At 62.8% G+C, this 20,595-nt stretch carries 18 protein-coding genes; 9 read left to right on the top strand and 9 right to left on the bottom strand.

What is annotated here, in order from left to right:
* Positions 1-48 precede the first annotated feature (48 nt).
* From H0S73_RS00820 to paoC, 7 genes are all read left to right on the top strand, one after another.
* Entirely contained in the window at positions 49-921 is an 873-nt protein-coding gene (locus H0S73_RS00820; protein ID WP_181050368.1) for a branched-chain amino acid ABC transporter permease, read from the top strand.
* Positions 922-923: 2 nt separating this feature from the next.
* Positions 924-1,871, top strand: a complete 948-nt coding sequence (locus tag H0S73_RS00815; protein WP_181050367.1) for a branched-chain amino acid ABC transporter permease — start codon at positions 924-926, stop codon at positions 1,869-1,871.
* Positions 1,868-2,650, top strand: a complete 783-nt coding sequence (locus H0S73_RS00810) for an ABC transporter ATP-binding protein (protein ID WP_181050366.1) — start codon at positions 1,868-1,870, stop codon at positions 2,648-2,650. The genes H0S73_RS00815 and H0S73_RS00810 overlap by 4 nt, the downstream gene beginning before the upstream one ends.
* A complete protein-coding gene (locus H0S73_RS00805) occupies positions 2,643-3,347 on the top strand; it encodes an ATP-binding cassette domain-containing protein (RefSeq protein ID WP_181050365.1) in 705 nt (234 codons plus the stop codon). The genes H0S73_RS00810 and H0S73_RS00805 overlap by 8 nt, the downstream gene beginning before the upstream one ends.
* Before the next feature lie 331 nt (positions 3,348-3,678).
* Positions 3,679-4,314: an aldehyde dehydrogenase iron-sulfur subunit PaoA gene (paoA, locus tag H0S73_RS00800; RefSeq protein WP_181050364.1), complete on the top strand. Its 636-nt coding sequence runs from the start codon at positions 3,679-3,681 to the stop codon at positions 4,312-4,314.
* Positions 4,311-5,261, top strand: coding sequence for an FAD binding domain-containing protein (locus H0S73_RS00795; RefSeq protein ID WP_181050362.1), 951 nt, complete (start codon positions 4,311-4,313; stop codon positions 5,259-5,261). The genes paoA and H0S73_RS00795 overlap by 4 nt, the downstream gene beginning before the upstream one ends.
* Positions 5,262-5,264: 3 nt before the next feature.
* Positions 5,265-7,484, top strand: coding sequence for an aldehyde oxidoreductase molybdenum-binding subunit PaoC (gene paoC, locus H0S73_RS00790; protein ID WP_181050361.1), 2,220 nt, complete (start codon positions 5,265-5,267; stop codon positions 7,482-7,484).
* Between the two features lie 4 nt (positions 7,485-7,488).
* Here the strand turns inward: paoC and H0S73_RS00785 are convergent, their stop codons facing one another.
* The 7 genes from H0S73_RS00785 to H0S73_RS00755 form a co-directional block, all read right to left on the bottom strand.
* The gene (locus H0S73_RS00785; RefSeq protein WP_181050359.1) at positions 7,489-8,730 is read right to left on the bottom strand and encodes an MFS transporter; all 1,242 of its coding nucleotides are present in this window, start codon (positions 8,728-8,730) and stop codon (positions 7,489-7,491) included.
* Between the two features lie 89 nt (positions 8,731-8,819).
* Complete coding sequence (locus H0S73_RS00780) at positions 8,820-10,274, bottom strand: amidohydrolase family protein (RefSeq protein ID WP_181050358.1); 1,455 nt, start codon at positions 10,272-10,274, stop codon at positions 8,820-8,822.
* A 17-nt stretch (positions 10,275-10,291) separates the two neighbouring features.
* Positions 10,292-12,022, bottom strand: coding sequence for a dipeptide ABC transporter ATP-binding protein (locus H0S73_RS00775; protein ID WP_181050356.1), 1,731 nt, complete (start codon positions 12,020-12,022; stop codon positions 10,292-10,294).
* Positions 12,019-12,933, bottom strand: coding sequence for an ABC transporter permease (locus H0S73_RS00770; protein WP_181050355.1), 915 nt, complete (start codon positions 12,931-12,933; stop codon positions 12,019-12,021). The genes H0S73_RS00775 and H0S73_RS00770 overlap by 4 nt, the downstream gene beginning before the upstream one ends.
* The gene (locus H0S73_RS00765) at positions 12,930-13,901 is read right to left on the bottom strand and encodes an ABC transporter permease (RefSeq protein ID WP_181050353.1); all 972 of its coding nucleotides are present in this window, start codon (positions 13,899-13,901) and stop codon (positions 12,930-12,932) included. Before H0S73_RS00765 ends, H0S73_RS00770 begins: the two co-directional genes overlap by 4 nt.
* A 58-nt stretch (positions 13,902-13,959) precedes the next feature.
* Positions 13,960-15,528, bottom strand: a complete 1,569-nt coding sequence (locus H0S73_RS00760) for an ABC transporter substrate-binding protein (protein WP_181050352.1) — start codon at positions 15,526-15,528, stop codon at positions 13,960-13,962.
* A 208-nt stretch (positions 15,529-15,736) separates the two neighbouring features.
* Positions 15,737-16,444, bottom strand: a complete 708-nt coding sequence (locus H0S73_RS00755) for a GntR family transcriptional regulator (RefSeq protein WP_181050350.1) — start codon at positions 16,442-16,444, stop codon at positions 15,737-15,739.
* A 170-nt stretch (positions 16,445-16,614) separates the two neighbouring features.
* Here H0S73_RS00755 and H0S73_RS00750 point away from each other — a divergent pair, with 170 nt between their 5' ends.
* Complete coding sequence (locus H0S73_RS00750; RefSeq protein WP_181050349.1) at positions 16,615-17,805, top strand: amidohydrolase family protein; 1,191 nt, start codon at positions 16,615-16,617, stop codon at positions 17,803-17,805.
* Here H0S73_RS00750 and H0S73_RS00745 read toward each other — a convergent pair.
* Positions 17,802-18,002 (bottom strand): hypothetical protein, encoded by a 201-nt coding sequence (locus H0S73_RS00745; RefSeq protein WP_181050347.1) that lies wholly within the window; start codon positions 18,000-18,002, stop codon positions 17,802-17,804. The two genes, H0S73_RS00750 and H0S73_RS00745, sit on opposite strands and share 4 nt — an antisense overlap.
* An 18-nt stretch (positions 18,003-18,020) precedes the next feature.
* Positions 18,021-18,686 carry a CBS domain-containing protein gene (locus H0S73_RS00740; protein WP_246388683.1) on the bottom strand — a complete coding sequence of 222 codons (666 nt, stop codon included), beginning with the start codon at positions 18,684-18,686 and terminating at the stop codon, positions 18,021-18,023.
* A gap of 1,581 nt (positions 18,687-20,267) precedes the next feature.
* Here H0S73_RS00740 and H0S73_RS00735 point away from each other — a divergent pair.
* Entirely contained in the window at positions 20,268-20,459 is a 192-nt protein-coding gene (locus tag H0S73_RS00735; protein ID WP_181050346.1) for a hypothetical protein, read from the top strand.
* Positions 20,460-20,595: the final 136 nt, after the last annotated feature.

Genomic DNA, 20,595 nt, shown 5'->3' with positions numbered 1-20,595 from the left:
TGATCGTCAGCCTCCCGTTCTGCAACCTGAAGGCCGCGGGACAGCATCATGGCCGAGTTCCTCCAGTTTCTCATTTCCGGTCTGACGGTAGGAGCCGTCTACGCGCTGGTCGCACTCGGCTTCACCCTGATCTACAACGCGTCGGGCGTGGTGAATTTCGCCCAGGGCGAATTCGTCATGCTCGGCGGCATGGTGACGGTGTTCGTGTCGGCGGCCGGCGTGCCTCTTCCGCTGGCAGCTTTGATCGCCATCGGGGTGGCCGTCGTGATCGGGCTGCTGCTGCACCGGTTCGCCATCGAGCCGGCGCGCGGCGCATCGGCCGTGACCCTCATCATCATCACCATCGGCGCCTCGATCCTGTTGCGCGGCCTTGCGGCGATCGTCTTCGACAAGCAGTTCCACAAGCTTCCCGCCTTCACGGGCGATACGCCGGTCGACGTGATGGGTGCGGCTGTGCAGCCGCAGAGCTTCTGGGTGCTGGGCGGAACGGCGGTCGTCGTCCTCGCCCTCTACATCTTTCTCGAACATACGATCACGGGCAAGGCCGTGCTCGCGACGGCCGCGAACCGCCTCGCGGCGCGTCTCGTCGGAATCAACACCACCACCATCATGGCACTCGCCTTCGGCGGCTCTGCCGCTATCGGGGCCATCGCGGGCATCCTCGTGACACCGATCACGCTGACGAGCTACGACGTCGGCACGCTGCTGGCCCTGAAAGGATTCGCCGCCGCTATGCTGGGCGGCATGGGCAATCCGGTCGGAGCCGTCGTGGGCGGCCTGCTGCTTGGTCTGCTGGAAGCCTTCGGTGCCGGCTACATCAGTTCGACCTACAAGGATGCCTTCGCGTTCGTCGTCATTCTCATCGTCCTGTTCGCGGCTCCCCAGGGCCTGTTCGGACGCCGGGTCGTGGAGAGGGTGTAGACATGCGGGCACTCCTGAACCAGCGCTTCATCACGCTCATCGTGCTGGCGGCGGTGATCGCCGCGCTGCCGCTCGTCTTTCCGTCGAGCTATTACTTCCGCGTGGCTTCGCTCGTCTGGGTCTCGGCGCTTGCCGCGATCGGCCTCAACATCCTGATGGGGCAGGCCGGACAGGTCAGCCTGGGACATGCAGCCTTCTTCGGCATCGGAGCCTATGCGGTGGCGATCGGGCCGACGCATCTCGGCATTCCCCCCTGGGCCGCGCTGCTCGTCGGCGCGGTTCTCTCAGGCATTCTCGCCTATCTTGTTGGGCGCCCGATCCTGCGGCTGAAAGGACACTACCTTGCGATCGCGACTCTCGGTCTCGGCGTCCTCGTGGCGCTCGTCATTACAACGGAGAGCCGCTGGACCGGCGGACCGGACGGCATGCCGGTCGAGCGGCTGACGCTGTTCGGCTGGCGCGTGAGCGGCTCCTACACCTGGTACTGGGTAACCGGGGCCCTTCTCCTCATCGGAACCTGGATCGCGCTCAATCTCGACGAGACACCGACCGGACGAGCCTTCCGCGCGCTCCATGACAGCGAGGTGGCAGCGCAGGTCGTCGGTGTCGACGTGGCCCGCTTCAAGCTGCAGGCCTTCGTGATCGCCGCCGTCTACGCGTCTCTCGCGGGTTCCGCCCTTGCCTTCATGAATGGCTTCATCAACCCGGATCAGGCCGGTTTCCTGCATTCGGTCGAACTCGTCACCATCGTGGTGCTCGGCGGTCTCGGCTCCGTGGTCGGGAGCATCGTCGGTGCCGCGGTGCTCATCACCCTCCCGCAGGCCCTTACGATTTTCCAGGAGTACGAGCACCTTCTGCTCGGCCTCATCATCATCGTGGCGATGATCTTCATGCGCAATGGCATCGTGCCGAGCCTCTCGAGCCTTTTGGTCCGGAGGGCCCGCTCATGACGATCCTGAAAGCGACGGACATTGGCATTTCCTTTGGCGGCGTGAAGGCGGTCGATGGCGTGAGCTTTTCGGCCAGTCCTGGACAGATCCTGTCGATCATCGGTCCCAATGGCGCTGGCAAGACCACGCTCTTCAACATCGTGTCCGGTGTTTATACGGCGAGCCGCGGATCGATCCGCCTCGCCGACCAGGACGTGACGGGACTTCCCCCTCACAAGCTCGCCGCGCGCGGGCTTTCGCGGACCTTTCAAAACCTGCAGATCTTCCAGCGCATGACCGCCTGCGAGAATGTGATGGTGGGGCGCCACCTGCGAGAGAAGTGCAGCCTGTTGCCGGCCCTGTTCAGGACGCCGTCGGTTACACGCCAGAACCGGGAGACCCGGGCGGCGGCGCTCGATCTGCTGGCCGAGGTTGGCTTGAAGGACGCCGCCGATGTTCCGGCCGGATCTTTGCCCTACGGAGCCTGCAAGCGACTGGAGATCGCCCGCGCGCTTGCCGCCGAACCGCGGGTGCTTCTTCTCGATGAGCCCGCCGCCGGCTGCAATGCGGTGGAGACGGAGGAGATCGATCACCTGATCAAGCAGGTCGCCGATCGAGGTGTCGCCGTGGTCCTAGTCGAGCACGACATGAAGCTCGTGATGAAGATTTCCGACAGGATCCTCGTGCTCGAGCGCGGACGGCCGCTTGCGGAAGGCACACCGCGGGAGGTGCGCGATGATCCAAGGGTCCTTGAGGCCTATCTGGGACGACACGGCGCACGGGAGGCTGCCCGTGCTTGAGGTGAAAAATCTGCGCAGCGCCTATGGCCGGATCGAGGTGCTCAAGGGCATCGATCTCAAAGTTCAAGCTGGCGAGATTGTCGCGCTGGTCGGCTCGAACGGAGCGGGCAAGACGACGTTGCTTCGCGCGCTCTCGGGCGTTCAGCCGATCACCGGCGGCGAGATCCGCTTCAAGGATCAACGCATCGAGCGGCTGCCGCCCCACAAGAGGGTGGAATTGGGCATGACGCAGTCGCCGGAGGGTCGGCAGGTCTTCGGACCTCTGACCGTCGAGGACAACCTGCGCCTCGGGGCCTACAGGCGGCGCGACAAGGAAATAGATCAGGATCGCGACCGCATCTTCGCGATGTTCCCGATCTTGGCCGAGAAGAGGCATCTTCTGGCAGGGGGGCTGTCGGGCGGCCAGCAGCAGATGCTCGCTATCGGCCGCGCCCTCATGGGACGCCCGAAGCTTCTGCTCCTGGACGAGCCGTCCCTCGGATTGTCGCCTCTCCTTGTCGACCAGATCCTGGATGCCATCGTGTCGCTCAAGAAGGACGGGATCACGGTACTCCTCGTCGAGCAGAACGCCAGCGCGGCCCTGGCGATCGCGGATCGCGGCTATGTGCTGGAAACCGGAAAGGTCGCTCATAGCGGCGCCGGTTCCGCTCTTCTCGCCGATCCTCAGATCAAGGCGGCCTACCTCGGCATCGCGTGAGGGGCCGCGATACGCATCTGGTTTTAGTTCCTATACTCTGCAGAAGGTACCGGGGAAGCTGCCGCACTCGGTTCAGAACCCGAAGATCCCATGAAGGCCTGTCCGGTTAAGCTCGGCTTGCGCTGAACAATATTCGGACTGGAAAACTGCTTCACCCGCCACATTTTTCTGAGCCTTATGATCCATTCCCTATGGTGAATATTGAAAGTTGCAACGCCGCTCGTCGGAACAGTTCAGGCCGTGGAGGCGTTCGGCGAGATGTGCGGGGCATCGTGGGTGTGGGCGAGCCACTCGCAACGTCAGAAAATCCTCGATAGACTGGAGACGGAAAATGGTGGATTCGGACGACCTGAATCTGAACCGGCGCGATCTGATGGTCGGCGCCGGAGCGTACGCCGCCATGCCGGCCATTCCAGGTGCCGCGAGGGCGCAGCCGGAACCCGATGGCAGGCTCGTCGAGTTGCAGGTTGCCCTGAAGGTGAACGGGCAATCTCATACACTGACCGTCGATACCCGGACGACGCTTCTCGACCTTCTTCGCGAGAACCTGCACCTGACCGGCACCAAGAAGGGCTGCGACCACGGCCAGTGCGGCGCTTGCACGGTGATCGTGGATGGGCGTCGGATCAATTCCTGCCTGACCCTCGCGGTCATGCAGGAGGGCAGTGACGTCACCACGATCGAGGGGCTGGGCCAGCCCGACAATCTCCATCCGATGCAGGCCGCGTTCATCAAGCATGACGGCTATCAATGCGGTTACTGCACGCCAGGCCAGATCTGCTCAAGCGTCGCAATGCTGGAGGAGATCAAGGCTGGCATTCCGAGCCATGTCACGGCGGACCTGCTCGCACCCATCCAGCCGACAGAGATCGAGATGCGTGAGCGCATGAGCGGCAACATCTGTCGCTGCGGCGCGTACTCCAACATCGTCGAAGCCATCACTGAAGTCGCGGAGAGGCAAGGATGAAGGCCTTCACGTACGAGCGCGTCAGCTCACCGGCGCAGGCCGCCGCTGCTGTTGCGCGCAGTCCCGACGCCAAGTTCATTGCGGGCGGGACGAACCTGCTCGATCTGATGAAGCTCCAGATCGAGACCCCGGCCCACCTCGTCGACATCAACGGCCTCAAGCTCGACCGGGTCGAGCCGACGCCCGAGGGCGGTATGCGAATCGGGGCGCTCGTGCGCAACACGGACCTCGCAGCTGACGAGCGGATCCGGCGTGATTACGGGGTCCTGTCGCGAGCCCTGCTTGCCGGTGCTTCCGGACAGCTGCGCAACCGGGCGACAACAGCGGGCAACCTGCTTCAGCGCACCCGCTGCCCCTACTTCTACGACACGGCCCAGCCCTGCAACAAGAGGGAGCCGGGATCCGGCTGCTCCGCTCTGGACGGGGTCAGCCGGCAGCTCGGGATCGTCGGCGTGAGCGAAGGCTGCATCGCGACCAACCCGTCTGACATGGCCGTTGCCATGCGTGTGCTCGATGCAAAGGTCGAGACGGTCGATGCCGGCGGCACGACGCGGACGATCCCGATCGCCGAGTTCCACCGTCTTCCCGGCGATACGCCTCATATTGAAACCGTGCTCAAGCCCGGCGAGCTTATCACGGCTGTCACTCTGCCGCCCCCGGTCGGCGGCAAGCAGATCTATCGCAAGGTTCGAGACCGCGCCTCATACGCCTTTGCGCTGGTCTCTGTCGCAGCCATCGTGCAGCAGGACGGGACCGGACGAGTGGCCCTTGGCGGCGTGGCTCACAAGCCCTGGCGGATCGAAGCAGCGGACGCGGAACTGACCCGGGGGGCAAAGGCCGCGGCAGCGGCGCTCCTTTCCGGCGCAAAACCAACCCGCGACAACGCTTTCAAGCTTCCACTCGTCGAGCGCACCATCGCGGCGGTGCTCACCGAGACAAGGGCCTGAGCCATGAAATTCGACACTCCTGCCGGCACCAATCCAATCGATCAGCTTAGAATCGTCGGCCGCCCGACGGACCGCATCGACGGTAAGTATAAGACAACGGGGATGGCTCCCTATGCCTATGAACGTCACGACGTGGTGCCGAACCAAGCCTACGGCTTCGTACTCGGCTCCGCGATCGCCAAGGGGCGGATCGCAGCCATGCATGTGGACGAAGCTCGGAGCGCTCCCGGCGTTCTGTCCATCGTCACCACGCTCGACATGCCCCGGTTGGGAAGAGGCCGGATGAACGCCGCCTACCTGTTCGGCGGTCCGGTCATCCAGCATTATCATCAGGCGATTGCCGTCGTGGTGGCGGAGACCTTCGAGCAGGCCCGCGCGGCGGCGCACCTGATCCGGGTCGAGTATCAGCACGAGCCCGGCAAGTTCGACCTCGCGGCCGAAGCTCCCCATGCAGAGCCGGTCGCCAGTGACAGCGGCGAAGGCAGCGGAGCTCCACACGAAGCTCGGGTTGGGAACTTCGAGGAGGCTTTCGCGGCAGCACCGGTCAAGCTCGACGAGCGCTATGAAACCTCCGACGAAAGCCACGCGATGATGGAGCCACACGCCACGATCGCGGCGTGGGAGGGTGACAAGCTCACGCTCTGGACCTCGAACCAGATGATTGCCTGGGGCAGGGGAAGCATCGCCAAGATCCTGGGCATCCCGGCTGAGAACGTGCGTCTCGATGCGCCCTATGTCGGTGGCGGCTTCGGAGGAAAGCTCTTCATCCGTGCCGATGCGGTGCTGGCGGCTCTCGGAGCCAAAGCCGCGGGAAGGCCTGTCAAACTGGCGCTCGCCCGTCCCTTGATCGCCAACAACACCACGCATCGACCGGCGACGATCCAACGCATCCGCATCGGTGCAAATCCTGACGGCACGATCATGGCGATCGCACACGAGAGTATTTCGGGCAACCTTCCTGACGGCAAACCCGAGACGGCGGTCGACCAGACGAGACTGCTGTATGCGGGGGCGAACCGTCTGACGGCCCTGCGCCTTGCACATCTCGATCTTCCGGAAGGCAATGCCATGCGGGCGCCTGGCGAGGCGCCTGGCATGCTGGCTCTTGAAATCGCCATGGATGAGATGGCCACGAAGCTCGGCATCGATCCTGTCCAGTTTCGCATTATCAACGACACTCAGGTCGACCCCGAGAAGCCGGAACGCCGCTTCTCGCATCGGGATCTGGTGGGGTGCCTGCGACAGGGCGCCGAACGCTTCGGCTGGGATAAACGTCCGCGGGAGCCGGGCCAGGTCCGGAACGGGCGCTGGCTTGTGGGATACGGCATGGCAGTCGGTTTCCGCAACAACCTCCTGACCAAGTCGGCGGCCCGCGTTCGCCTCGATGGGCGTGGCATGGTGACGGTCGAAACCGACATGACGGATATCGGGACAGGCTCCTACACCATCCTGGCCCAGACGGCGGCTGAGATGATGGGCGTCCCGCTGGAGTTGGTGACGGTCCGGCTCGGTGACTCATCTTTCCCGGTCTCGGCCGGGTCCGGTGGGCAATGGGGCGCCAACAATTCCACCGCCGGAGTCTATGCCGCCTGCGTGAAGTTGCGTGAGGCCGTGGCGGCAAAGCTCGGCTTCAACTCCGCGGAGGCGGTGTTCGTGGACAACGAGGTGCGCTCCGGCAACCGGAGCGTCCCTCTCGCCGAAGCCGCGAGGGAAAGCGAGCTCGTTGCCGAGGACATGATTGAGTATGGGGACTTAGCTAAGAAGCAGCAACAATCGACCTTTGCCGGCCACTTCGTCGAGGTCGGCGTCGATGCCGCGACGGCCGAGATCCGGGTCCGGCGCATGCTGGCAGTGTGCGCGGCTGGCCGCATCCTGAACCCGAAATCGGCCCGGAGTCAGGTAATCGGAGCCATGACCATGGGGGTCGGCGCAGCCTTGATGGAGAAGCTCGCTGTCGACACGAAGCGCGGTTTCTTCGTCAATCACGATCTCGCCGGCTACGAAGTACCGGTCCATGCCGATATCCCGCATCAGGACGTCGTCTTCCTCGACGAGGTAGATCCGATGTCGTCGCCGATGAAGGCCAAGGGTGTGGCGGAACTCGGCATCTGCGGCGTCGGTGCCGCGGTCGCGAACGCGGTCTATAACGCCACCGGCATTCGCGTGCGCGACTATCCACTTACGCTGGACAAACTGATCGACAGGTTGCCTGAGGCAGTCTGAGATTTCAGCCCTGTTTGAGATGGGGAAGCACATAGGCGGGTGTCGCCGCCCGGAGGCCGGACCAGATGCAGCCTGCCGTGATCAGGACCACCATGATGGCTGGGCCCCGGAAGGGGTCGTCGCTGCTACGCAGTACACCAACGGCAAAGGGACATAGGGATGCGCCGAGATAGCCGATACTCTGCGACATACCCGACAGCATCGCCGTAACCTCCGCGGTCGGCGAACGCAGTGATACGAAAAGAAGCGCGAGTCCAAACAACCCCCCTTGCCCGAGGCCGAGGACGAGCGCCCACAGGACACGAGAGATGAGCGGCGCATAAAGCAGGCCGAGGAAACCCGCGCAGGTGGCGATGAGAACCAGCAGAATTAGAAATCGTGGCGACACGCGTCGCGTCGCAAGCGAGGGCACCAGCAGCGCCGTTGCCGTCTGCGCCAGGATCGACACGGAAGTAACGACACCTGCGTCAAGGACATCGAGCCCTCGATCACGCAGCAGCGTCGGCAGCCAGCCGAGAACGATGAAGGCTAGCCCAGCCTGAAGACCCATGAAGGCCGTAACCGACCAAGCTAGGCGATCACGCATCAGAAGCGAGAAGCGCGGCAGGCGGGCGGTGCTTGAGGAGGCCTGTTCGACGGAGGCGAGGGCCGCCCACATGATGCCGCCGGCGAGAGCGAGGATGCCCCAACTCGCCAAGGCCAGGGGCCACGAGCGCCACGCCCCTTCGAGAACGGGCGTCAGGCCCGCGGCGCTGGCCCCGCCCACGCTCAGGATCATCGTGTAGAAACCAGTCATCGGGCCGATCTGCGCGGGGAAGCGACGGCGGATCACGACGGGCAGGAGCACACCCGCCATGCCGATGGCCGCTCCTGCAATGAGGGTGCCGCCGAACAGTGCGAAACTAATCGGGAGCGCGCGCAGGGCAAGCCCCGCCGCAAGGCCCAGGAGAAGAACCGCAATGGCGCGCTCGAGGCCGAGCGTGGCGGACAGGAAGGGAGCCAGCGGCCCGAAGACTCCGAAGCAGAGCACCGGCATTGTGGTCAGAGCGCCGATCCACGCCTGGCTGAGATCCAGACTCATCTGGATCTCAGTCATCATGGTCGCGGTTGAGGTGAGGGCGGGCCGCAGGTTGAGCGCGGCGACCACAACGCAGGCTACGATGAACGCAACCGGGAGGGACCTCGTCCGCATGCTGCTGCGCGACACTTGTGCCTCGTTCGTCTCCCGGTCGCGTGCAATCGGCATGGTCTGTCCTTCCAGCCGCGTCCGGGCGGCTGGTACGGTTTGTCTGGATGGTTGGGTATCGCGGCTCTGATCCGACCGTTGTGCATCCATCAATTTTCGATCTGGTCGGTGGCTCTCACGTGGCGCCAGAACATCTGCGGCGTCTCAAGCATGGGCCAGAAGCCGGTCCGCTCCAGCATCGCCTCGGTCTCACGCTGTGCGTCGTCGAGCACTTCATCTTCGTCGACGAACACGGCCTTTCGGTCTTGCAGGGCGATGCGGCCATCGACGATCACCGTATCCACATCGTTGCCGTTGGCGAAGTAGATGAGACGGAAGACCGGCATGTTGAGGGGATAGAGGTGCGGACGGCGCAGATCGAGGAGCACCACGTCCGCCTTCTTGCCGACTTCGAGCGAACCGATGTCCTTCTCCATCCCGAGCGCCTTGGCACCGTCGATTGTGCACATCTCGAGCACGCGGCCCGGCGGGAGCCAGGTGGGATCTTTGAAGTAGGTCCGGTGGTAGTGCATGCATTGCTGCATGTGCCGGAACATGTCGCCGGAGCGATCCGGCGCCGTGGCGTCCGAACCGAGGCAGACATTGGCTCCTGCTTCCAGCAGTTCGGGCACCGGGCACCGCCCCAGAATCGACGCGATGGCGCTCGGGTTATGGGCGATGCTCGTTCCTGTATCGGCCACAATCCGGATTTCATCCTCGGTGAGGTTGGTGGAGTGCGAGAGCAGGGCATTCGGCCCCAGAATCCCGAGCTCCTTGGCATAGGAGACGCTTCCCTTCGTGTGGCCATCCTGCGTGAAGACGAGGCCGGCTTCGCGGGCCAGAGCGGCCGTCAACCGGGCCTGACGCTTTGCCTCTTCCAGGTTCTCCGCGCCGAGCTCCGCGAGATGCTCGGCCCGCAGGGTCGGCGTGATGAGCGCGATGTTGAGGCGCCCGCCGTGCTTGCCGTGCCAAGTGTCGATGAGCGTCTTGCAGGTTTCGAACTGCTCTTCGAAGCTCACGGGGCGCTCGACGGCTTTCCCGTCCACGATGCGCGCATAGGTGCGCGGATGGGGCGGGCGGGTCGGGCCAACGGCGACGACGGACCGGGTGCCGACTTCCCGCACGCCTTCACAATGAGCATCACCATAGATGGGCTCGTCGGTGCGAAGGATCGTATCTCCACCGCCCAGCAGGGAAACGCCCGTGGTTACGCCGAAGCGCAAGCGCTCGAGAGCTGCGAGGCGGGCCTCGGCACGCCAGAACTCTGGCGTCGAGGCCACCGTATAGGCCTTGTGGCAGGCTTCGTACCATGCGTCGCTGTCGCCGCCGCCCATGGTTTTTATCAGACCGTGACCTGCATGGGCGTGTCCGTCGATCAGACCCGGCATGACGATCTTGCGGCTGGCGTCGATCATCGTGGGCGCCTGATGGCTCGCCAGGACCTCTTCGGTTGTTCCTACGGCAACGATCCGGTCCTTCTCGATGGCGACGGCGCCGTTTTCGATGACCCGGCGGTGCGGGTCCATTGTAACGACGATGCCGTTGGTAATGATGATGTCGGCCATGGGGAAACTCCGGTCAGTCAGGCGGCTTTGATTTCGCCGCGGATACGGTCGAGGGTCGGAACGAGCGACAGCAGCTCCTGCGTATAGGCATGCTGAGGCGCATCGAAGAGGGTTTCTGAATCTGCCTGCTCCAGGAGCTTACCCTGACGCATGACGGCCACCCGATCGCACATCTGGCGCACCACGGCGAGGTCATGGCTGATCAGAAGGAGCGTCAGGCCGGTGGCGTCACGAAGATCCTTCAGCAGGTTCAGGATTTGCGCCTGGACCGACACGTCGAGGGAGGATGTCGGCTCGTCGCAGACGATGAGCCTAGGTCTGGCACCAAGCGCCCGCGCGATGGAGAGGCGCTGCCTCTGGCCGCCGGAGAACGCATGCGGAAAGCGTTGCGTTGCCTCCGCGTCGAGGCCAACGGCTTCGATCAGCCGTTCCACGTCGCGCTCGGCCTCGGAACGGGTGTCGGCGAGGCGATAGAAGAGGATCGGCTCGGACAGAATCGAGCCGATACGCATGCGGCTGTTGAGTGATGAATAGGGATCCTGAAAGATCATCTGGATCGCCTGCCGAAGCGGCCCGACCCGGCGGGTCGCACCTTCGCCGGCGATGCTTTGGCCGCGATAGAGCACCCGGCCCGACGTGGGGCGCACAAGGCCCGAAACGACATTGGCGATGGTCGTCTTGCCGCAGCCGGATTCGCCCACAAGTCCGAAGACTTCACCGCTGCGGACTGAGAAGGAAACGCCGTCCACGGCGCGAAAGCGGTGGCCCTTCGAGCCGGGCAGCCAGCCGCTAGAGTTATAGTCGACACATAGGTTCTCGACGGATAGGATCGGCGTCTCCTCGGACGGTGCGTCCGCGCGATCGGCCTTCGCGCGCAGCTCCGCGCGGGCCTGCTCCGCGCGGCCCTTGCCTTCCTCGCCTAGAACCGGGAACCGGTCGAGACGTTGGTCGATCCGGGGGACCGCACCGATCAGCGCCTTGGCATAAGGGGCTTTGGGGCTGCGCAGAACCTCTGCCGTCAATCCGGTCTCCACGACCTTGCCCCGATGCATGATCGTGACGCGATCGGCGATCTGAGCCACGACACCCATATTGTGCGTGACGAGCAGGATGCCGATCCCACGATTGTCCGCCAGATCGCGCAGGAGCTTGAGGATTTGCGCCTGAACCGACACGTCGAGCGCCGTCGTCGGCTCGTCGGCGACCAGGAGCCTGGGATTGCAGGACAAGGCGGCCGCAATCACGACGCGTTGCCGCTGTCCGCCGGACAATTGGTGAGGATAGGCCTTGAGACGTCGACGCGGCTCGGGAATTCCGACGGCTACGAGCAATTCGAGCGCGCGCGCCCGGGATGCAGCCTTTCCAAGCTTGAGGTGAAAGCGCATTGCTTCCGTGAGCTGACTCTCGATGGTGAAGAGCGGGTTCAGGCTCGTCATCGGATCCTGGAACACGGCTCCCACATCGCGGCCGAGCACGATGCCCTCCGCCGAGCCTCTGGCAGGATCGAATCGCTTGCCGTCGATATGGATGCTGCCGGCCACGATGCGTCCAGGCTTCTCGAGAAGTCCCATCACGGTATTGCCGATGGTCGTCTTGCCGGCGCCGGATTCTCCCACGAGGGCGTGGATCTCGCCGGGCCTGATGACGAGAGAGGCGTTCTCCACGGCGGTGAAAACATTACCGTTGGCGAGCGGATACTCGACGCGCAGGTTATCGATGGCGAGGACGGGTGTGGATTGTACGTTCATCGTTTCACCCTCAGCTTGGGATTGAAGCGATCACGAAGCCAGTCGCCGACGATGTTGACGGAAAGGACAAGGATCACGAGAGCGAGCGCCGGGAAGAGGGCGATCCACCATATCCCCGAGAACACGAACTCGTTTCCGATGCGGATGAGCGTGCCGAGCGAGGGATAGGTGGGAGGCATGCCGACTCCGAGGAAGGACAAGGTTGCCTCGGTGAGCACGGCGGCTGCAAGATTGATCGTGGAGATGACGAGGACTGAACTCATCACGTTTGGCAGGATGTGCCGCAGCATGATCCGACGCGGCGGCAGGCCGATCACTTTGGCGGCGCGGACATAGTCCTTCGCCGTCTCGACCATGGTGGCGGCCCGCACCGTGCGGGCATATTGCACCCATTCATGGATCGCGATAGCGCAGATCAGGATGATCGGCGCCCATTCGGCTGTTGCTGCTCCGGGGAAGATCGCCCGCGCAATGCCGCTGACCAGAAGCGCCAGCAGGATCGTGGGAAAGCTGAGGATCACATCGCCGACACGCATGATCAGGGCATCCACCCTGCCGCCGTAATAGCCGGCAAGCAGCCCCAGCGTGACGCCGAGGGTGGCTGCAAGCACGACCGCACCACCACCGATGGCGATGGACACGCGCGCGCCGTAGAGCATGGCGGAGAGCAAATCGCGGCCCTGATTGTCCGTCCCCAGAAGGAAGCTCGGATCGCCATTGGCCGTGAATGCGGGCGGCAGCTCGGCATTGATCAGCTCGAACGAGGCAAGATCGGTGGGATCGTAGGGCGCAATCCAGGAGGCGAGCAAGGCGCAGGCCACAAGGAACAACGCGACGATGGCGGCGACGATCACCGAGATCGGGGCGCCTAGTCGGACGAACAGGCCGGGAGTGGAGGCGAGTGTTTTCATGCGGACCTCGCGCGCAGGCGGGGATCGACCACCGCGTAGAGAATGTCGACGACGGTGTTGATGAGGACGAAGAGCAGGCCGACGAAGAGCAGGTACGCCGCCATGACGGGAATGTCGACGAAGCTCACGGCCTGGATGAAGAGAAGGCCCATTCCCGGCCATTGGAAGACGGTTTCCGTCACGATGGCGAAGGCGATGAGCGAGCCGATCTGAAGACCCGTGACCGTGATGACCGGCATCAGTGCGTTTCGCAAAGCGAGTCGGAAGTGGATGTAGCGCGCCGGCAATCCGCGGGCTTTCGCGAACCGGATATAGTCGCTGGACAGAACGTCGATCATCTCCGCCCGAACCAGACGCATGATGAGGGTGAGCTGGTACAGAGCAAGCGTGATCCCGGGGAGGAGAAGGGATTTCAGGCCGCTGACCGTCAGAAAGCCCGTCGACCACCACCCGAGATCGACGACCTGGCCGCGGCCGAAGGAGGGAAGCCAACCGAGAGACACTGCGAAGACGAGAATGAGCACGATACCGGTCACGAAGGTGGGTGTCGATATCCCTATGAGCGAGAAGGCCTGAACCAGCCGCGCAGCGATGCCATGAGGCTTGAGTGCGCAGAGCACGCCGAGCGGGATGCCCAAGGCGAGCGACAGGAACGTTGCAACGATCACGAGTTCCAGCGTGGCGGGAAGCCGTTCGGCGATGAGTTCCGTCACCGGGCGCTGATTGCGGTAGCTGATGCCCAAGTCGCCCCTCAGGGTACGGCTCAGAAAGCGACCGTACTGAACGACCAGGGGCTGATCGAGGCCGAGCGAGCGCCGGAGTTCGGCCTTCTCCTCCACGGAGGCGTTCTCCCGAGACATGGTCGCGACGGGATCGCCGACATAGCGGAACATCACGAACGACACCGCCGATACGACGAGCATCACGAGGACGGCCTGGCCCAGTCGGGAGATGAGGACGTTGAACATGGGTGTTTCCTCTGCGGCCCGCCCCAATCAGGCGAGCCGCCGTCTCCAGCTGCAGGGTTTACTTGACGGTCGCGAACCACAGGCGAACGTACTCGTCCGGGAACTGCGGTACGTCGACGCCGTCGCGGACGGCCCAGGCCAGCGGCTGCTGGTGGAGCGGAATGTAGGCGACGGTGTCACGGGCGACCTTGAGGGCTTCGGTCAGCATGGCGCGCCGCTTCGTCTCGTCGAGCTCGACGGCGGCCTTGCGAGTCAATTCCTCGATCTTCGAATTGCTGTAGGCGCCCGCGTTGGAGCCGCCGTACCCGTCCTTCTGCTCGGTGAGAAGGGACGAGAGAACGCTGAAGCCATCCATGGGCGGGAGGGTTGCCCAACCCACCATGGACACGTCGAACTCGCCACGGTCCTGGCGCGGGAAGTAGGTCGCGCGGGACTCGGTCTGGAGTTCCGCTTGGATGCCGACCTTCGCCCACATGGACGCGATGGCCACGCAGGTCTGCTCGTCATTGATGTAGCGATCGTTCGGGCAGTTCAGCTTGGTCTTGAAGCCGTTCGGATAGCCGGCTTCCGCCAACAACTGCTTGGCCTTGTTCTGATCGAAGGCCAATGGCGCATCGTTCTCCTTCGCGTAGCCCGGAACGGGCGGTGCGACGAGCGTGCCGGTATTGCGCGACTTGTCGCGCATCACACGCTTCTTGATCGCCTCCATGTCGATGGCATGCCACATGGCCTGACGCTCTTTGACGTCAAGCAGAGGATTCTTCTGGCCGGGCATTGCCTTCAATTCGGGGCGAACGTTAAGCGAGAGCATGATCAGGCGTAAGGAAGGCTCCTCGATGACCTTGAAGCCTTGAGAGGAGGAGATCCTCTGGAGATCCTGGAGAGGTGCGGGTGTGATCAGATCCAACTCGCCCGACAGCAGGGCGGCTACACGGGTCGCATCCGACTTCACCGGCTTGAACTCGATGCGGGTGAGATTGTGTTGCGGCTTGTCCCACCAGTCGGGGTTCACCACGAAGGTCGTGCCCGCGTCAGGCTTGTACGATTCCACCTTGAAGGGGCCAGTACCGACGGCGGTGGTCGAGGCCGCGGTCGTGACGCCGGTCGCGATGTTGCCTGGCTTCAGGGCCCCGTTGGCCTCCATCCATTCCTTGTCGAGGATGTAGATCCCGGCGAGGTCGTTGAGGAGGAGCGGGTAGGGGCCTTGCGTGACGATGTCGACCGTGAAGTCGTCGACCTTCTCCGCTTTGACCACGGTCGCAAGATTGCCGCGAGCCCGAGCTCCGGGATCGAGAATGCGGGCGATCGAGGCGACCACATCGTCCGCGGTGAATGGGTTGCCATTGTGGAATTTCACGTTCCGACGCAGCTCGAAGCGCCAGGTGTCGGGCTTCACCGTCTTCCAGCTCACCGCCAGCGCTGGCTCCAGCTCCAGATTGCGACCGCGACGCACCAGAGGGTCGAAGACGTGGTGCAGCATGCTCGTCGTGAAGCTCTCCGTATGCGCATACGGATCAAGCGTCGTAATGTCCGTGGGCGAGGCCCACCTCAGGGTCTTGGCCTCCGCCGACATTCCCATCAGGGCGCCGACGGCGACGGTCAGGCTGGCCGCAAGTCTGGTTCTCATGATTGACCTCCATAGATCCTCTGGAATGGATTCTTTATTGGATACAATGGACGAAAAAATTGCATACAAAAAGGGGGCCGTCAATTCTGCAAGCGACTGAATTTTCATCATTCAGACGCGAGAGCTGACGCGATCGCAGGCAATATCCTCTGTTCGAGAGGAACATTCCGGCGTTGGTCGATGGGGTGGGGAATTTCAGGCCCGGCTGTCAGGAAGCGTAGCGGTCAAGGATGGACCGGATGTCGCGATGCTTGTCAGATGTGGAGGACAGAAGCGCTCTGTCTGTAACCGCCTTGAGATGGTGGTCCATGGCGTCGACGGCAGCCTGGCTGTTCCGCAATCGAAGGGCGTCGATGATCTGCTGATGCTCATGAATCGAGCAGTCGGAGGAGTGCGGTCGGCTATAGAGCGCCAGGATGAGCGAGCAACGTGAGACAACCTCGTCCACATACCGGGCAAGAACCCTGTTGCCAGAGAGGGAGGCCAGAAGAATATGGAACTCCCCCGCCAGGCGAATGGCAGCGGCGCCATCCTGCGAGTTGGCTTTCGTCTCCAGGTTCACGTGTCGCTGCAGGTGCTCGATGTCGTCTGGCGTGACCTTTTCAGCAAGCCGGACAAGGACTTGGCGTTCCAGGCACATTCGCGTCTCGAAAACGTCCTGCGCCTCCGAAAGGCTCGGCTGCGCGATGGTGGCGCCCTTGTTCGGCTGCATGTCGACGAGACCCTCGGCATGGAGGCGCGCGAGAACGGTCCGGACGATCGTGCGGCTGACGCCGAACCGCTCGCCGATGACATCCTCGGTCAGCTTGTCCCCTGGCATCAGTGCCTGCTCGATGATCGCGCGGCGAAGTCCGGCGTAAACGGAATCGCTCCGAGTGCCGGCTGCTGACTTAGGCTTTCTGACTGAAGCGTTCATGGGACCGTGCGGAGGAACTCAGGGGAGCGAACTATGTTCCACAAAATTGTCCGCTCAGGAAGGACGAATTCTACTGGCATTCTGTATTCTCAATTGTATACAAATATGATGGAATGGCAATGCATCCCACCCGTGTTGCCTTGGAATTGATCTGAGAAGCGAGAACGCTGATGCATAATCTGGTAATCCGCAATGTGCGCCCGATGGGAGGAGAGGCAACCTCGGTGACGATTCGTGAGGGACGGATCGGCGGCTATGGCGGGGATGTCGAGGAAGGCGCGGAGATCCTGGATGGAGGGGGGAGCATCCTGATCCCAGGTCTCATCGAGGCCCATACGCATATGGATAAGACGCTCCTCGGCATGGGTTGGTATCGCAACGAGGTGGGGCCGCGCCTCATCGACAAGATCGACAACGAGCGGATGCAGCGGCGTGTTCTGGGCATTGATCCTGCCCGTCAGTCCGCCCGGCAGACTGTGCTCGCAGCATCCCTCGGCACGACGCATATTCGAACCCACGTGGATGTAGATACGGAAGTCGGTGTGGCAGGCATCGAGGGCGTTCTCGAAACCCGGGAGCGGTACAGGGACCAAGTTGATATCGAGCTGGTTGCATTCCCGCAGAGCGGCATGCTCATCCGCCCCGGTACGGTCGAACTCATGGAGAAGGCTCTTCAACTCGGAGCTCAGGTGATCGGCGGGCTCGATCCGGCCGGGATTGATCGCGATCCAAAGGGGCATCTCGACGTCGTCTTCGGCCTCGCAGAGCGCTATGCTGTCCCGGTCGACATCCATCTCCATGAGTCGGCGGAGCTGGGTGCGTTCTCCATGGAACTCATCATCGAGCGCACGAAGGCTCTGGGAATGCAGGGCAAGGTTACGATCAGCCATGCGTTCTGTCTCGGCATGGCCGATCAGGATTATGTCGCTGCGCTGATCGAGGCATTGGCTCAAGCGCAGATTCACATTCTGACGACGGCGCCAGCCTCAAGGCCGGCTCCGGCCGTCAAGCGACTGATGGAGGCGGGCATCGTTGTCGCAGCGGGTTCCGATGGGGTGCGCGACACCTGGGGGCCCTACAACAATCCAGACATGTTGGAGCGGGCCGTCCTCGTCGGTCTGCGCAACAACCTGCGTCGCGACGACGAGGTTGCGCTGGCTCTCGACACCTGCACGTATGGCGCGGCGCGGATGATGGGCCTCGATGACTATGGCCTGGAGCCCGGCTGCAGAGCGGATGTTGTACTGCTTGATGGAGAAACTCTAGCCGAGGCTGTCGTAAGCCGCCGCCCGCGCAAAATGGTGATGAAAGGCGGGAGGGTGATCGCTCGTGATGGCACTGCGTTGATCTCTTCGCCTTAATCTTTCCCGCTGGCCTTGAGTGGGCGGCATCCCTGGTACGTGTCCCAGGGCGCCCATGTGGCGAACCCGAGAGTCGCGATACCATAGACCGTAAGGAGACTCTCGGCGTCGATCATCATTGCGCCGAGAGCTCCGAGAACGAGGCACACGCCACCGAACGGGATGGCGGCATTCAGGACGGCGCGAAACTGCGTCACCGAATATGCTCTCCTGGCTCAAGAGGTGGACCGGCACCGCAGGATCATCCGATCCTGAATCGATCGGATCCCCGGCGTGTTCTCGGCGGCGACGAGGATAGCTTCCCGTTCAGTCGCGGTATCCACAACCCCGGCAATGTCCGCGTTCCCGCGATGCACCGATATGTTGATGAGACAGTGGGACGGCGTCAGCGCTTTCACCCGGTCCATCAGATCTCGCAGCATCGTCCCGTCGGTAGGAGGATCCGCGAACAGAGGCGCGCGGTAGCGCGCCAAGGCCCTAACGAGATCGCTCCGACTGACGATGCCGACAAGATGGCTCCCGCGCAGGACAGGAAGACGCTTCAGGCGCTGCTTCTCCATCAGGTCGGCAATGTCCGCGAGCACCATGTCCTCGGTGGCGGTCACGACCCTTGGTGTCATGACGTGCCGAGCCTTGCGACCATGGGTCCGGATGTAGTCGGCGGCCTCCGCCTCCATGTCCGCCAGCACCTTTCTCCACCAAGAGGGGCGGCGCTGAGTTCCGATCTCCGTCCTTCTCATCAGGTCGCTCTCGCTGACAATGCCGACGAGGGCTCCGTCGGTACTGACCACAGGGACTGCGCTGATCCGCTTGCTGGCCAGCGCACCGGCAATCTCGCTCACCGGGGTCGCCGCCGAGACGGAGACTACGTCCCGCGTCATGACATCTGCGACGGTGAGCCGAGGAGTGGCCTCGTCCATAGGCGGATCTTGCGGTCCGCGGTCCTGGCCAGGATATCTTCTCAGCCTCGAATAGCCGAAGCCGTCCCGCCTCACGCGCCACGGCAACAATGCGATGGGTCCGTCGGCGTCTGGGGCGGATGATTGGCCAAGGGCCATTGAAAGCAGCAGGTGAGGCGAAAGCGGCTCGGTCGAGCGGCGATAGTTTGCAGTTATGTCTTCTCCTCCACGCGGCGCAGCATGCAGCGGCCTGAAAGACGTTCCTGACAGGGCGCATGCCGCGCCGATCCCTAAAAGGGGTGCCATAGGTCCAGAGTTGGTCAGGAGCGTCATGGCCCCGAATGCGGGCCGCGAAAGAACAGCCGGCATTCGGGGTTCAGTGGCTCGCGAGCAGGCACCCCGCATGAGGACTGAGAATGGGACAGAGCGTAATCATGATATCTCTAAAGTAAGTAGAAGATCCACGAATTCAAGTTCTACCGTTGGGAGACAAGGGTACCCCTCTGCAATAGATTGCAAGGCCCCGATCCAGCGTTCAAATCCACCCGCCTTGCGTTGGATGACTTCATCGGGGCTGTCATTGTGGCAGAATCGCGAGAAATGAAGGTGTCAGCGCATCGATCTCCGACATATCGCACGTATCGACGCGGAGGATCGTTAAGCGATCCGAGTGACCAGCTCCCTCCTCCTTCATTTTACAGGAGCCTTTGGCTGCTCGCCGGTGACGTTCTCCCCACCGCCGATGGACGTATTCTTAGTCCGGTACTTTCTGGCTGTACTCACGCGTAATCTTGCCCACATGGCTAGGGCTCAGGCCCATGCGGGCCGCGATAATGGTGTTGTTCAAACCCTGTGCTTTCAACGCCATGATACGCTCCGTCCGTTTATCGACGTGAGCCTTGTGCCGGTCTCGCTCTTCAGGGGATCTCACGCGGTAGCCCAAGGATCTGTATTTCGCCTTCGTGCTCATCTCACTTCGGTCATCTGCCGTAGGTTAATCGATCGTTGGAACATGTATTCTGCTCCGATGCAGTCGGCGCGCACGTATCGTCCTCGCAGTCATGGCGCGTATCGAGAGCCGATGTGTGTCGAACATGATGTCTCCGAAGCGTCCATGCGTTCGGGAATATTGATCGCCCCGGACCCGCGCAGACGCGCCGGGCCACGGGGTTACTGTCCTACGATCAGGCTACCGGCGTGGCAAAGGCCACGGATGTGTCTCGGGCATGTCAGCATGGTGGAACAAGCTTAGGCCCGTCGGGAGTTTTGTCAAACCTTCCTCTCCGATACGCCATGCATCTTGACATTGCAGGAGGCGTGGCCGAGGTTAGGGATGCCATGTACACGACCCATACCCTTTCCGCTTTGCGCGCAGGCCGTCTGAAGACGGGAGCCTGAGCCCCGGACGTAACAAGTCCGGGGATGATCGGAAAACGACATAAGCCCGACACGCCATATCCCTCATCATCCACTGCGTGGGTGATCCAGCGCGCACGGATTTTTGCAATCAAAATTCAGTCCTGATGAACGGCGCTCTCACCATAGTCGCCGTTGGGTGAAGTCATGTCCATCGTCATTCTCGCAGCTTTTCTCGTGACGACCCTCGTGCAAATCGTGTTCTGGGAAGGTCTGGGCGAGGCCTTCGGCTATGCGGCATCGATCTGCGTCGCAGGACTCTGCGCGTCTATTACGCTGATCCTGGCGGCCTATGTTGCTGCGGTCCGCAGCTGGGGCACCTCAGGCGTCCCGCGATAGACCCGGTTCTTGCGTTGCCGGCGTGGGCGGACAGGGATGATGTCGTTGCTCAATCCTGCCCGCACTCGAGGAGAACAGCATCATCGCTGAGTAAAGTCTCGCGACGAGAGATCTATGATGTTTAAGCGCGAAAGTC

The sequence above is a fragment of the Microvirga mediterraneensis genome, from assembly GCF_013520865.1.
Taxonomy (GTDB): Bacteria; Pseudomonadota; Alphaproteobacteria; order Rhizobiales; family Beijerinckiaceae; genus Microvirga; species Microvirga mediterraneensis.
Note: the sequence above shows the minus strand (reverse complement) of the source record. Positions and strands in the feature narration are given on the sequence as shown.